The organism is Kitasatospora sp. NPDC088548 (genome assembly GCF_044753005.1).
Classification (GTDB): domain Bacteria; phylum Actinomycetota; class Actinomycetes; order Streptomycetales; family Streptomycetaceae; genus Kitasatospora.
This window is the reverse complement of the sequence record NZ_JBIVMI010000003.1, coordinates 405261-418679: the sequence shown is the minus strand read 5'-3', so window position 1 is coordinate 418679 and position 13419 is coordinate 405261. Positions and strand designations below refer to the sequence as shown.

Here is a 13419-nt window from a genome sequence, read left to right as displayed (position 1 = left end):
CAGACTGGCAACGGAGGCCCGGCGGAGGCTCGGAGGCGGCCATGCCGCAGATGGTGGTGGACGGGCGCACCCTCGCGCTCTCGCACCTCGACAAGGTGTACTACCCGCGGACGGGCACGCTCAAGGGCGAGGTACTGCGCTACTACGCGGCCGTGCACACCGCTCTGCTGCCGCACCTGCGCGACCGTCCGGTCTCCTTCCTGCGCTGCCCGGACGGGGTGGAGGGCGAGGTGTTCATCGCCAGGAACCCGCCCGCCGGGACCCCGCGCTGGGTGCGCACGGTGGAGGTGCCGAGCGACGGCGGAGACCTTCGGCAGGTGGTCCTGGACGACGGCGCCGCCCTGCTCTGGGCGGCGAACCTCGGCTGCCTGGAGCTGCACGTGCCGCAGTGGCACGCCGCCGCGCCCGGGCTCGCCGACCGGCTGGTCCTGGACCTCGACCCGGGCGAGGGCGCCTCCGTGCTGACCTGCCGGACGGTGGCCGGGCTGCTGCGTGAACGGCTGGCGGCGGACGGGCTCGACGCCTGGGTGAAGACCTCCGGGTCCAAGGGGCTGCACCTGATGGTGCCGCTGGAACCGACGCCGAGCGCACGGGTCTCCGGGTACGCCAAACAGCTGGCCGCCGCGCTGGAGGCGGAGCGTCCGGACCTGGTGGTGCACACCATGGCGAAGGCCCGGCGCACCGGGCGGGTGCTGGTGGACTGGTCGCAGAACGCCGCCAGGAAGACCACCGCCGCGCCCTACACCGTCCGGGCCCGGGCCCGCCCGACGGTCTCCGCACCGCTCTCCTGGGCGGAGCTCGCGCGGGCACGGTCGGCGGAGGAGCTGGTGTTCACCATCGCGGAGGTGCCGGGGCGGCTGGCCGAGCACGGGGATCTCCTCGCGCCGCTGCTCGACCCGGCACGAGCCCGTCCGCTGCCGCCGGCCGCCCGGTCGGCGGCTCCCCCTGCCCCGGCTCCCCCTGCTGGCACGGCCCCCACTGCCCCGGCGGCCGCCGGGGCTCGCGCCGCCCGGCCCGCCGGTCCCGTCGTCCTGGAGCCGCCGGTGGAGGTGATGCGCCCGGCCGCCGTGCCGGCCGTCCCACCGCAGGACGGGCTGGGCGGCGGGGGTGTGCTGTACGAGCTCAAGCTGGACGGCTTCCGCTGTGTGGCCTTCGCGCGCGGCCGGCGCCCGCCGTACCTCCAGTCCCGCTCCGGGCGGGATCTCGCGCCCGACTTCCCCTCGATCGCCGCCGCCGTCGCCCGGCTGCCCGCCGGGCTGGTGCTGGACGCGGAGCTGGTCGCCTGGCACGACGGCCGGTTCGCCTTCGAGGAACTGCTCCGCACCCGGCAGGACCGGACGGCCGGCGACGTGGCCCTCGGCCTGATCGCCTTCGACGTCCTCGCCCTGCCCGGGCGCGACGTGCGGCGGCTGCCGCTCACCGACCGGCGCCGGCTGCTGCTCGCGGCGCTCGCCGACGTACCGCCGCCGGTCCAGCCGGTGCTGGCGACCACCGACCGGGCGGAGGCGATGAGCTGGATGGAGCGGCTGGCCGACACCGGTGTGGAGGGCCTGGTCTGCAAGGCCGCCGGCTCCGGCTACCGTGCCCGCGGCGCCGGCCGGCTCTGGGTGAAGTACCGGCGCGGTGACACCGTCGACGCGACGGTGCGCGCCGTCGTGGGAACGCCCGCCCGGCCGCTCGCGCTGGTCCTGGAACTCGACGACGGCCGGGTCCTGCTCTCCGCCCCGCGGCTGACCCCGGTGCAGGCCCACCGGGTCACGGAGGCGGCGGCCGGCCGGCTGGGCCCACCGGTGCGCGACCCGGACCACGGGAGCATCCTGCCGCTGACCGCGGCACTGCGGGCCGAGGTCACCGTCACCCCCGGGCGTCCGCCGACGGCGGCCTTCGTCCGGCTCCGGGGCGACTGAGGACGCCTAATGTCTCCGGGCCCTGGCGGCGTGCGCGAACTCGGTGACCAGGGTGTCGTTGAACACCGGGAGGTCGGCCGGCTTGCGGCTGGAGACCAGGACGCCCGGGCCCGCCCGGCAGACGTGGACCTCCTCGTCCACCCACCGGGCGCCCGCGTTGACCAGATCGGTCCGGATGCTCGGCCAGGAGGTCAGCGTCCGCCCGCGCACGGCGTCCGCCTCCACCAGCGTCCACGGGCCGTGGCAGATCACCGCGACCGGCCGGCCGGACGCGCAGAAGGCGCGGACGAAGGCGACGGCGGCCGGATCCATCCGCAGGATGTCGGGGTTGGCGACCCCGCCGGGCAGGACGAGACCGTCGTAGCGGACGAGGTCCGCCTCGGCGGCGACCTCGTCCACCGGGAAGGTGTCGCCGCGGTCCAGGTGCCGGAAGGCCTGGACCCGCCCGGGCTTGGTGGAGACCAGCCTCGGCGTGCCTCCGGCCTCGGCCACGGCCTGCCAGGGGGAGGTCAGTTCGACCTGCTCGACGCCTTTCGGCGCGACCAGGAAGGCGACCGTCCGGCCGGTGAGGGTGACCAGGGGCATCGGGGTTCACCCCGTGTAGTGCTCGGCCAGCGCGGAGCGGCCGCGGGCGGTCAGCTCGACGGCCGAGGGCGGCGGGGCGGAGCGGATCCGGGCGCGCGGGCAGTCGAGGTGGACCACCAGTTCCAGGTGGTCGATCCGGGACACCAGCCCGACCGGGACGAGCACCCGGGCGCCGGGCACCCAGGGCCCGGTGTCCACCAGCAGGTGGTCGGCGGCATCGCTCTCCACCCGGCCGAGCGGACCGTCGGTCGCCTCCACCTCGTAGCCCGCCAGGCTCAGATCGGCAGCGTGATGGGAGCCCGGACGGTACTCCCACAGGTCGGTGGTCATCACGCCTCCGGTTGGTCCCAGGGACGGCGTTCGGGGGGCTCCGGGCGCTCGCCGGGCCCGGCGCTCCGGCCGTACGCGTCGTCCTCGCGCCGGTCACGGCTCGCGGTGCGACGGCGCAGCAGCACCGCCGCGGCGGCCGCGACGGCCACCGACGCCGCCCACACCACCCCGAGGGCCGTCAGCACCGGCACGGTCGGCGTCCGCACACCGATGCTGAGGCAGATCGCCGACATCACCAGGGCGGTCAGCAGCGCAGCAGGCGGCACCCGGTGCGGCGCGCCGTGCAGCACGCCCCGGAAGCGGCCGGACTGCTTGGCGCCCATCGTGCTCAACCGCCGGTCCAGACGGGTGTCCTGGCGGAGGTCGCACTCGATCTCCTCGAGGAGCCGGCGTTCCCGTCCGCTCAACGCGGGTCCGTCCATCTCGGTCACCTCCGACACTTCCGGTGACGTCCTCACACCCGGGCGGTTGCCCGGTGCGGTGGTGCGTTAACCGCTCCGGCCGGCCGGTGCGGCGGGAGCCGTCGTCGGACCGAAGGCCCTGGGGCGGGCCAGCAGGCTGTCGTCCAGCACCCGGAGCAGGGCGGCGGCGTCGCGGTGCACCTCGGCCGCGCCGGCCGCCCGCAGCTCGGGACCGCCGTCACCACCGGTCTCCACCGCGACGCACGTCACCCCGGCCTGCCGCGCCGCCCGCACTTCGCGCACGCTCCCGGCCAGGTAGACGGCGTGCGACGGCGAGCCGTCCACCAGGTCGAGGGCGGCGCGAACGGGGTCGCGGCCCGGGTCGGTCACGGTCAGGGCGGGCGCCCTGGCCGGGCCCGGCCCGGTCAGCACCACCGTCCAGCCACGGGCGGCGCACTCGTGCAGCAGCTCGGCGGAACCGGGCAGCGCGTCACACCAGTCGGTTCCGAAGAGTGCTGCCGAGATGACCGTCATGGCCCACCGTTCCCGTTCCGTCCCGCGCGGGCCCCGCTCCCGCACCACGCACCGGCGCGCCCTTCCAGGTTAGGCCCCTACCCCCGGCCCGCGCCCGGCGCGGACGCTCCCGGCACCACACCGCCCGGGCCGGGCGGTCACCGGACCGGCAGGGCGGCCGGCTCGGGGTCGGTGGCGAGCCGGGCGTGCAGGTGCTCGGCGTGGTACTCGCCGTCGCCGAAGCGGTGGGAGGCGCGCAGAATGCCCTCGGCGGGGTAGCCGCAGCGCTCGGCGACCCGGCAGGACTCCTCGTTCCCCACCGCGTGGGCGATCTCTGTCCGGCGGGTGCCGGCCGTGGCGATGCCCCAGCTGGTGACGGCCCGGGTGGCCCGGGTGGCGACGCCGCGGCCCCGGGCGCCCGGCAGCAGCCAGTAGCCGATCATCGCCAGCCCGTCCGCGCGGTCGATCCACCGCAGGGCGACATTGCCCAGCAGTTCGCCGCCGGCGGTGTCGGTGACGGCGAACGCGGCCGTGGTGCCGTTCGCCCAGCCGGTCGCCCAGCGGTCGAGGTACGCCTCGGCCCCGGCCCGGTCGGCGGCGCGGATCGGGTTCCACAGGGCTATCGCGGGATCGGCCGCCGCGGCGATCACACCGGCCACCGCACCGCCCGGGATGTCCGTCTCCCGGCTCCACGGGCGCAGCAGGAGGTCGCCCAGGTCCAGCGTGGCCGGGGCGAAGGGACGGTGGTCGGCGGTGGTTTCCACGGGGTTCATCCGCCCTTCCTACCCCGCCCCGAGCCCCCGCACCACCGGTTTTTCACCGCCCGGCGCGACACCCGCGGGGCGGTCACGGCGGCGCCCGGTGGCGGCAGGCCGTGAGGCCGTGCCGCCACCGGGCGCGGGTGCGGGCGCGGAGCCCGTCAGATCCGGGCGAGGTAGCCGTTGTCGACCAGCCAGAGCACGTTCAGCCTGGCCGGGCCGCCCGGCACCAGGGCGGCGTCGAGCTGGTACTGCAGGCCGTAGCCGGGCTGGCCGAACCAGGGGGCGATCGGGCCGGCGTGCACCTTGAACGGCTTCAGCACCTTGTAGTCGTGGTAGTTGCAGGTGGCCGCCGGGTTGCTGTCGAGGCTCTGCGGCGGGATCGAGCGGGTGGCGTAGGGCAGGCCCTCCGGGGCGAGGAAGGAGCCGTACTCGCTGCCGTAGCGGTCGATGTTCTGGTTCGGGTAGAGGGTGAGCTCGAACTCGATCGGCGTGCCGTCGGGCAGCGTGACGTAGCCGTTGGCCGGCGGGTAGATCCAGCCCGGGCTGCCGTTGTTGGCGGTGGGGCTGTAGTAGGTGGCGAGGAACTTGTCCTCGGAGAGGTTGCCGGTCCGCTTGTAGCCGATCAGCTCGCGGCCGACCGGGCCGGTGATCGGCAGGTCCTCGGGGCCGAGGCGCGGGTCGCCGTGGTGGTCGGCGGCCGAGCACTCGTTGGACGGGGTGGCGCCGGCCGCGGCAGCGGACGCCGGGACGCCCGGGGCGAGGAGGGCGACGACCGCGGCGAGCGGCGCGACGAACAGGCGAAGGCGAAGGCGCACGATGTCTCCGTCGTAAAGGCGTCATAGTGACGTCGTATCAGCGTGGGAGCGGATCGAAGGACGGCTGGTCACCCTCCGTGTCCGAGCTGACACCTAGGCAATCGGATCAGATGATCCTTCGTCAATACGACTGATCCATATGGCTGTCGAATTCTCCGATTTCGGCCAACCGGCGTGCGGGACTGCATCAGGGCGTGGAAACTGAAAGGTCGCACGCGGGGCGCGCGCCCCGTTCGGACGCAAGTCCGCCGTCACCGACTGCTGGGCGCGATCCTGCCGAGCGCGTGCAGCAGCCGGTCGAGGGCGTCCCTGGAGTTGGGCTCGGTCAGGTTGACCATCAGCCGGAAGGCCACCTTCAGCAGGGCCGGGTGGCCGAGGCCGAGCGCACCGGCCGCGCCGAGCAGCCGGGGGCGGCCCAGCACGTCGGCGACGACCCGGCCGAGCGCGAAGTAGCCGTCGTAGGCGGAGCGCAGGGCCTGCGGGTAGGCGCGCAGGGCGAGTTCACGGCCGCGGTCGGTGCGCCGGGCCAGCGCCTGGACGATCGTCTCGGCGGCGTAGCGGCCGGACTCCATCGCGTACGCGATGCCCTCGCCGGTCGCCGGGCTGACCGTGCCGCCCGCGTCGCCGACCAGCAACAGGCCTTCGGCGTAGTGGGGTTGGCGGTTGAGGCCCATCGGGAGGGCGGAGCCGCGGACGGGCTCGGTGACGCCGTCGGGGGTGTAGCCGTACTCGGGGGGCAGCTCGGCGCACCAGCGCCGGAGCAGGTCCCGCCAGTCCAGCTCGCGGGCCACGGCGCCCGTGTCCAGCACGCCCAGGCCGACGTTGGCGGTACCGTCGCCCATCCCGAACACCCAGGCGTAGCCGGGCAGCAGGCGGCGGGCCGGGTCCCTGGGGTCGCGCAGGTCCAGCCAGGCCTCCAGGTAACGGTCCTCGTGCCGGGGGGTGGTGAAGTACGTCCGGTAGGCGACGCCCATCGCCCGGTCGGTGCGGCGGTAGCGCTTCATCGCGAGCGACAGCCGGGTCGAGTTGCCGTCGGCGGCGACCACCAGGGGCGCGTGGTAGGAGACGGGCCGCCGCTCCTCGCCGAGGCGGGCCGTCACCCCGATGATCCGGCCGGTCCGCTCGTCCAGCAACGGGCCCGCCACGGAGGCCCGTTCGATCAGCCGGGCGCCGGCCGAGGCGGCGCGGCGGGCGAGCAGTTCGTCGAAGTCGGCCCGCCGCCGGACCAGTCCGTGCCCCGGGAAGGCCGACAGCTCCGGCCAGTCCAGCTCCAGCCGGCGCCGCCCGGAGACCAGGCGCAGCCCGCGGTTGTGCAGCCAGCCGGCCTCCTCGGAGACGTCGATGCCGAGATCGGTCAACTGCTTGACGACGCGCGGCGTCAGACCGTCCCCGCAGACCTTCTCGCGGGGGAAGGCCGACTTCTCCAGCAGCAGCACGTCGAGCCCGGTCCGGGCCAGGTGGTACGCGGTGGTGGAGCCCGCCGGGCCCGCGCCGACCACGATCACGTCCGCGCCGTCCTCCGCGCGGCCGACGCCGCCGTTACCGGACAACTGCTGCTCTGGGCCGGGCATCGCGCACTCCCACGGGTCTGGTCGGCTGTGGACTCAGCGGTCTCAGACGATAGGGACAGCGACGGCCGTGCCGCGCCCCGACACGCTGACCCGCCCCGAGGACCGGTCATTACCGGCCACCGGGGCGCAGGGGGTGGTGCGGTAGGCGGCGCACGCGGCGGCGTGGGAGCCACAGGAGGCGCGCGCGGCTCAGGGGTTGACCGCGAGCACCACGTACGCCGCCAGCACCGCCAGGTGCACCCCGCCCTGGAGCGGGGTGGCGCGGTTCGGGATGATGGTCAGCGTGCCCACCGCGACGGTGAGCGTGAGCAGCACCAGGTGCGCCGGGCCGAGGCCCAGCACCAGTGGTCCGGGGAGCCAGGCGGAGGCCACCGCGACCGCGGGGATGGTCAGCCCGATGCTCGCCAGCGCCGAGCCGAGCGCCAGGTTGAGGCTGGTCTGCACCCGGTTGCGCAGCGCCGCGCGCAGCGCCGCGATGGTCTCCGGCAGCAGCACCAGCAGGGCGATCACCACACCGACCACCGAGGACGGCAGCCCGGCCGAGTAGACGGCGGACTCGATGGTCGGCGAGACGCCCTTGGCCAGGCCGACCACCGCGACCAGCCCGAGCGCCAGCAGCAGCAGGCTGATCGCCGCCGCCCGGGCGGTCGGCGGGTCGGCGTGGTCCTCCTCGTCGAGGACCGCGCCCTCGGCGCTGACGGGCAGGAAGTAGTCCCGGTGCCGGACCGTCAGGGTGGCGACGAACAGCCCGTACAGCACCAGCGAGGCGGTCGCCGCGAACACCAGCTGGGTGGAGGAGAACTGCGGGCCCGGCGAGCTGGTGGTGAAGGTCGGCAGCACCAGGCTGAGCGTGGCGAGGGTGCCGATGCCGGCGAGCGCCGCGCCGGTGCCCTCGGCGTTGAACACCGCGACCCGGTACTTGACGGCGGCGACCAGGAGGGAGAGGCCGAGGATGCCGTTGCAGGTGATCATCACGGCGGCGAACACGGTGTCCCTGGCCAGGGTGGCGGCCTTGTCGCCGCCGTCGGCCATCAGCGTGACGATCAGCGCCACCTCGATGACCGTCACGGCGACCGCCAGCACCAGGGAGCCGAACGGCTCCCCCACCCGGTGGGCGATCACCTCGGCGTGGTGCACGGCGGCGAGCACGGCGCCGGCGAGGAAGCAGGCCACCACGCCGACCACCCATCCGGGCAGGTCGCGGTGCCAGGTCAGGACGAGGGCGACGAAGGAGAGCACCGGAACGACGACGGTCCATTGCGCGGTGACTGCACGGAGCTTCGTGATCATGCGGCCGAGCATCCCAGACCGGACCCCCCGTCGCCGGGCAACGCCGCCGTGGCGGCCCGGCCGGTGTCGGGCCGCCACGGGGTCACGGCAGGGGCGCGCGGAGACACGCGGGGCCGCGCAGAGGGCCGTGCTGAGCCGCCGTCGGGGCCCGTGGCACGGCCCGGCCGCCCGGGCCGCTCAGCCGCCGTACTCGGCGAGGTACGCCAGCACCTTCGTCACATGCGCCTTCACCCGGTCGGGTACGCCGCCCGCGTCGGCCACGGTCTTGTCGCTGGTCCGGTAGGCCGCCGTGACCAGGGCGGGCAGGTCGGTGGTGAAGCCCCGGCGCTTTATCTGCTGGTCCAGCCAGCAGACGTAGTTGCCCATCGAGGCGATCGCGTCGGCCGGGTCCATGTAGTCCTTGACGCCGTCGTGGTCGCCGTCCTGCGCCCAGGCGTTGAACACCGCGGGCGTCCACATCGCGATGCCGTACTCGTTGGTCCCGGGGCGGGCGGCCTTCGGGTCGAAACCGCTCTCCCCCTTGATCATCGCGGCCAGCAGGACCGGGGTGATCTCGGGCTCGGGGCAGCGCCGGGCGGCGTCCCCGATCGGGCCGCGGAGCGCCTCGGGGACGTCGGAGCCGGCCGGGATCGCGCCGCGCGGCGGGGGCGGCGGCGCGCGGAGGTCCGGTGCGGCCGGCTCGGGGGCGCCGGTGAGGGCCAGGACGGCGGCGGCGGAGAGCAGGCCCGCCCCGGTTCGCAGGCCGGGCCGGCGGCGCGCGGCCGGCGGGCGGGTCGGCGGACCGGCGAGCAGGGCGGCGAGGTCGACCCGCGCCCGTGCCGCCCGGTCGGGGGTGAGGCAGGCGGTGACGGCCGCCCGCCACGGCTCGCGCAACGTCTCGTCCAGCCGCAGCGGCGCCGCGCCGCGCGCGTACGCCTGGGCGGCGAGCGAGCGGGCCCGGGCGGTGGCGCCGAGGAAGGGGTGCAGGCCGCCGGTGAGCAGTTGGTGGGCGATGACCCCGAAGGCCCAGATGTCGGCGCTCGGGCGCAGCGCGACACCGCGAGCGCCGGTGCGCTGGGACCACCACTCGGGTGGGACGTGGTCGGGCGAGCCGAGTGGCGGGGCGTAGGCGTGGGTGCCCTCCAGCTCGGCGGTGAGGCCGAAGTCGGCGAGCTTGGCGGTGCCGTCGGGCATCAGCAGGATGTTGGCGGGTTTGAGGTCGCCGTGCACCCAGCCTGCGGTGTGCATATGGGTGAGGCCGGCGCAGACGTCGGCGAGGACGCGCTCGGCGCCGGGGACGGGCAGGCCCGGGCGGGCGGTGGCGAGGACGTCCTGGAGGCTGTGGGCGGCGCGTTCCATCACCAGGGCGACGGCCCCGTCGAGGTCGGGGTGCGCGGGGTCGTCGATGGTGACCACGGCGAGGGTGCGGATCAGGTTGGGGTGGTCGGCGCGGCGGCTGAAGCTCATCTCGCTGCGGGCTATCTGCGCCATGGTCCGGCGCTGGCCCGGGCTGAGCCGGGCGGGGCGGAGGAACTTGACGGCGGCGTCGGGGCGGCCGCCCGGCGCGCGGGCGGCGTGGACGCTGCCCCAGGCGCCCGCACCGATGAGTTCGCCGGTGCGGTAGCCGGCCACGGGGTAGCCGGGCGGGATGCCGAACGGCGGTTCGTCGGACCGGGTGGCGGGCCTCACCACGGGGTCAGCAGCCGCGCCGGGGCGGGAGCAGCGCCAGATGCTCCTCCCGGACGAGGTCGAACTTCAGTGCCAGTGCCACGAGTTCCTCCCTTTTTCCACCGGCCCGGACGGCCCCGGGGTCGTCCTCGGGCGCCTCGCGCAGCCGCAGTTTGGTGGCCACCAGGTAGTCGATGTGGTAGTTGACGGCGGATCGGGTCAGCCCCCGGCAGGACGGCAGGGCGCGCAGCCGGGCCACCACGTCGGTGGCGCCGGGGACGACGGCGGCGGACGGCGAGCGCAGTCGCGGCTCGCAGAGGGCGAGCAGGACGAGGAAGTACTTGGCGGTCGGGTCCAGGGCGAACGGACTGACCGTCCGCTCGCCGCCGCCGGCCCCGGACCCGGCCTCCAGGTAGGCGTGTTGCGGTGCGAACACCTTGAAGGCGGCCGGTTCGCCGAGGGCCGGCAGCAGGACCCGGGAGAACTCGAACGGCACCGGCGCGCCGATCCGCCCGGGCGCCACCTTGACGTGCTCGCCGGCGCCCTCCAGGTTCTCCACCACGTACGTCGCGGAGGTGCTGAAGTTGGAGAGCCGCCAGTAGTCCTCGGCGGCGACGACCTCCCCCGCACGGCGGGAGACGCCCTGGTCGGCGAGGGGAATGACGGCGGGCCGGCCGGGCTCGCCGCGGCCGAAGACCGCGGCCTCCCCCGGGCCCATCCGCAGCAGTTCGGGCCGGCCGCGGAGCGCGGCTCCCGGGCGGGGTTCGGGCAGTTGCACGATGACCGTGTCCACGCAGCCACCTCCATGGGTCGGGTCGACCCTAGCGGCCCGAACGGCCTCGCGCCGCTGCGCCACTCGTACGAGTGAACGCGGTGGCGGCGGGCAGGAGTTGCCGGTCGGGCAGGCGCTGCCGGGTGGACGGCGGGCTGGCGAACGGTGCTGTCACCGGCTCCCTGAACGGCGTTCGCCGGGCCGCTGAACATCGCACCAATTGGTCGCTGCATGTAGTTGAACGGTCACCTTGAGTGTGATGCAACGCACATATGTCATGCCCATGATTTATGCAAGACTCATCCCACGGAGTGAGATTCCCTTACTTTCCAAGGAGGTTCATATCATGCGCGCTCAAATCGCAGCCCTGATGGTCACGGTGGCAGGGATCACGGCAGGGCTGGCCGCCCCGGCCTCGGCGGCGACGGTGACGGACGAAACCGGGGCGGTGGCCTGCGCCGCCGTGGCCAACCACCCGTGCGTCTGGCAGGAGAAGGACGGCGGAGGGGGCGTCGTCGGGGTCGCGCAGGTCTCGGCGGCCGACCCCGCGCACCTGACGCTGGTTCAGGTCGAGGTGCGGACGCAGCGCACCTGGGGCGGACCCTGGGTGACCGCCGCCTCCGCGACCACCGTGCAGGCCGGGTTCGCCAAGGCCGTCACGCCGCGGGTGGTCACCAGCGACCTCACCATCATCTGCGCGACCGGCGGCCCGCTGCTGGACGTGGCCCAGCGCGTCACCACCTGTACCAACCCCTTCTGATCCCCCTCGGCCCAACGGGGATCCACCACGAGCCGGGGCCACGCGCCCCCTCTCCAGGGCCGGTCGCCGGGTCCGCAACCGGCGGCCGGCCCGCCCCTCGTGACACCGCCGACCGGGCCGACCACCCCTCCCCCGGCACCCTCAGCCGCCACTCGGGAAGTTCACGGCACGCGCTCAGGCCGAGGCCGCGCCAACCATGCGCCGAGCTCCTCCCCGAACCCGCCCGGCGTGTGCGACTCTATTTTTCCTGAACGGCCTTCTGGCGGTCCCGCAGCCAGCGGGCGAAGGCGTCCAGGGCCGGCACCGGGTCCCGGCGGCCGATGCCGATCCGGAACCGGTCGGCGGGCGTGGGGGTGAGCTCGGAGCGGTAGATGCTCGCCGGCAGCAGCAGGACGCCGGCCTGCTCGACCAGCGTGGTGCAGAACGCCTCGACACCGTCCGCACCCAGGTAGCGGGGGTAGGCGACACAGCCGCCGTCCGGCGCCCGCCAGTCGAAGAGCTCGGCGAACTCGGTGAAGAACTGGTCGAAGACCGGCAGGTTGGCGTCGATGATCGCGCGGTTGCGGGCCAGGATCTGCTCGCGGGCGTTGATGGCGATCCGGGCCAGGATCTCGCTGGGGGCGGAGTTGCAGATCGTGGTGTAGTGCTTGGCGCGCTCCAGCCGGGAGCGCAACTCCCGGTCGCGGCAGGCGATCCAGCCGATCCGCAGACCGGGCAGGCCGAGCGACTTGGAGGTGACGTTGAGCGAGAGGGCGCGCTCGGAGAGGTCGGCGGCCTGGGCCAGCGTGCGGGCGGGGTCGCGCTCCAGGCCGCGGTAGACCTCGTCGCTGAAGAGGCGGATGCCGCGTTCGTCGCAGAGTTCGGCGAGCCGGGCGAAGTCGGCCGCGTCGATGATCTTCCCGGTGGGGTTGTTGGGGAAGTTGACCGAGACGACCCGGGTGTTGGGGCGCAGCGCGGCGGTGAGCCGGTCGAGGTCGAGCGCCCAGTCCCGGTCGGCGTCCAGGGGGACGCCGGTGACCTCGCAGAGCGAGAGCGGAATGGTCTCGGCGGACTGGTAGTTGGGGGTCACCACCACGGCGTGGTCGCCGGGGCCGAGCAGCACCTGCATGGCGAGGTTGAGCGCCTCCTGCGCGCCGCCGAAGCAGATCACGTCGTCGGCGTCCACCAGGCTGTACATGCCCGCGATCGCCTCCCGCAGGGCCGGGTCGCCGAAGGTCTCGGTGTAGCCGAGGGCGAGGGTGTCCCAGGCGTGCCGGTCCTCGGGGCCCGCCAGAGCGAGCAGTTCGGACATCGCCATGGTCTGGGCGTCCGAGGCGGTGAGGTGGTGGCGGGCGGTGAACTCCCAGCGGGAGAAGTAGGTCTCCAGGCGGAAGTCGGGGAGCTTGGTCATCTCTCGGTCCTCTGGTGTGCCGGTGGTGCGGGCTCGGCCCTGAGCTCGGCGAGCAGGGTGTAGACGGTGGAGCGCGAGACCTTGAGCGCGGTGGCGACGGCCGGGACGGCGCGGCGGACCGCGAACACCCCGGCCCGGTCGAGTTCGCGCAGCACGGCGAGCCGGTCGTCGCGGCCGAGCCGCTCCGGTGGGCGGCCGTGGGCGCGGACGTAGCCGCCGATGACGTCGTTCATCCGCTCGGTCCAGTCGCGCTCGAAGAGCGGTTCGGGCCGGGGGGCGGTGGGTGCGGCGAAGCCGGCCAGCAGGGCGGCGGCGTGGTCGAGCGGGCCTCGGTCGAGGTTGACGCAGAGCACCGCCGAGGGCCGCCCGTCGGCGTCGCGCAGCACGGCGCTGACCGAGGAGAGCCGCCGCCCGTCGGGCAGCAGTTTCTCGTACGGCCCGTAGACGTCGGGCGCGGCCGGGTCCAGTGCGTCCAGTTCGCCGAGCAGCGACGGGTCGCCGGGGGCGCGACCGGTCATCGGGTTCCAGATGGCGAGCACCCGGTCGCGGACGGCGTCGTGCAGCACCACCTCGGTGTACGGCCCGAGGAGCAGCGCCACCGCCTGGCAGACGGGCGACCAGGTCCGGACGCGGGGGTCGGTGGTCTCTTCGGTCACCTCTGGACTGTACGTCCGGGC

14 protein-coding genes and 1 pseudogene are annotated in these 13419 nt (G+C 74.8%); 3 read left to right on the top strand and 12 right to left on the bottom strand.

The window, feature by feature from the left end; all coding sequences use genetic code 11:
• Positions 1 to 41: 41 nt before the first annotated feature.
• Positions 42 to 920 (top strand): annotated as a pseudogene (ligD, locus tag ACIP82_RS07260) (non-homologous end-joining DNA ligase); the annotation flags it as partial.
• A 132-nt stretch (positions 921 to 1052) separates the two neighbouring features.
• Positions 1053 to 1907 (top strand): DNA ligase, encoded by an 855-nt coding sequence (locus tag ACIP82_RS07255; RefSeq protein ID WP_363606321.1) that lies wholly within the window; start codon positions 1053 to 1055, stop codon positions 1905 to 1907.
• Between the two features lie 6 nt (positions 1908 to 1913).
• On the opposite strand, the gene ACIP82_RS07250 is transcribed toward ACIP82_RS07255, so the two are convergent.
• From ACIP82_RS07250 to ACIP82_RS07205, 10 genes are all read right to left on the bottom strand, one after another.
• Positions 1914 to 2492, bottom strand: a complete 579-nt coding sequence (locus ACIP82_RS07250; protein ID WP_400651773.1) for a type 1 glutamine amidotransferase domain-containing protein — start codon at positions 2490 to 2492, stop codon at positions 1914 to 1916.
• Between the two features lie 6 nt (positions 2493 to 2498).
• Entirely contained in the window at positions 2499 to 2822 is a 324-nt protein-coding gene (locus tag ACIP82_RS07245) for a PRC-barrel domain containing protein (RefSeq protein ID WP_400651771.1), read from the bottom strand.
• Entirely contained in the window at positions 2822 to 3244 is a 423-nt protein-coding gene (locus ACIP82_RS07240; protein ID WP_400651769.1) for a hypothetical protein, read from the bottom strand. The genes ACIP82_RS07245 and ACIP82_RS07240 overlap by 1 nt, the downstream gene beginning before the upstream one ends.
• A gap of 66 nt (positions 3245 to 3310) precedes the next feature.
• Positions 3311 to 3757 (bottom strand): HAD family hydrolase, encoded by a 447-nt coding sequence (locus ACIP82_RS07235; protein ID WP_400651766.1) that lies wholly within the window; start codon positions 3755 to 3757, stop codon positions 3311 to 3313.
• Positions 3758 to 3894: 137 nt separating this feature from the next.
• Positions 3895 to 4509 (bottom strand): GNAT family N-acetyltransferase, encoded by a 615-nt coding sequence (locus ACIP82_RS07230; protein WP_400651764.1) that lies wholly within the window; start codon positions 4507 to 4509, stop codon positions 3895 to 3897.
• 146 nt (positions 4510 to 4655) lie between these two features.
• On the bottom strand, positions 4656 to 5312 hold the full coding sequence (locus ACIP82_RS07225; protein WP_400651762.1) for a TNT domain-containing protein: 657 nt from the start codon (positions 5310 to 5312) through the stop codon (positions 4656 to 4658).
• A 251-nt stretch (positions 5313 to 5563) separates the two neighbouring features.
• A complete protein-coding gene (locus ACIP82_RS07220) occupies positions 5564 to 6883 on the bottom strand; it encodes a geranylgeranyl reductase family protein (protein ID WP_363606163.1) in 1320 nt (439 codons plus the stop codon).
• A gap of 189 nt (positions 6884 to 7072) precedes the next feature.
• Positions 7073 to 8173, bottom strand: coding sequence for an ionic transporter y4hA (locus ACIP82_RS07215; RefSeq protein WP_363606164.1), 1101 nt, complete (start codon positions 8171 to 8173; stop codon positions 7073 to 7075).
• Positions 8174 to 8350: 177 nt separating this feature from the next.
• On the bottom strand, positions 8351 to 9844 hold the full coding sequence (locus ACIP82_RS07210; RefSeq protein ID WP_400651759.1) for a serine/threonine-protein kinase: 1494 nt from the start codon (positions 9842 to 9844) through the stop codon (positions 8351 to 8353).
• A gap of 4 nt (positions 9845 to 9848) precedes the next feature.
• Positions 9849 to 10613, bottom strand: coding sequence for a serine/threonine protein kinase (locus ACIP82_RS07205; RefSeq protein ID WP_400651756.1), 765 nt, complete (start codon positions 10611 to 10613; stop codon positions 9849 to 9851).
• A 325-nt stretch (positions 10614 to 10938) separates the two neighbouring features.
• Here ACIP82_RS07205 and ACIP82_RS07200 point away from each other — a divergent pair, with 325 nt between their 5' ends.
• A complete protein-coding gene (locus ACIP82_RS07200; RefSeq protein ID WP_400651753.1) occupies positions 10939 to 11352 on the top strand; it encodes a hypothetical protein in 414 nt (137 codons plus the stop codon).
• Between the two features lie 238 nt (positions 11353 to 11590).
• Here ACIP82_RS07200 and ACIP82_RS07195 read toward each other — a convergent pair whose 3' ends face one another.
• On the bottom strand, positions 11591 to 12742 hold the full coding sequence (locus ACIP82_RS07195) for an aminotransferase class I/II-fold pyridoxal phosphate-dependent enzyme (protein ID WP_400651751.1): 1152 nt from the start codon (positions 12740 to 12742) through the stop codon (positions 11591 to 11593).
• On the bottom strand, positions 12739 to 13398 hold the full coding sequence (locus tag ACIP82_RS07190; protein WP_400651748.1) for a transcriptional regulator: 660 nt from the start codon (positions 13396 to 13398) through the stop codon (positions 12739 to 12741). The genes ACIP82_RS07195 and ACIP82_RS07190 overlap by 4 nt, the downstream gene beginning before the upstream one ends.
• Positions 13399 to 13419: the final 21 nt, after the last annotated feature.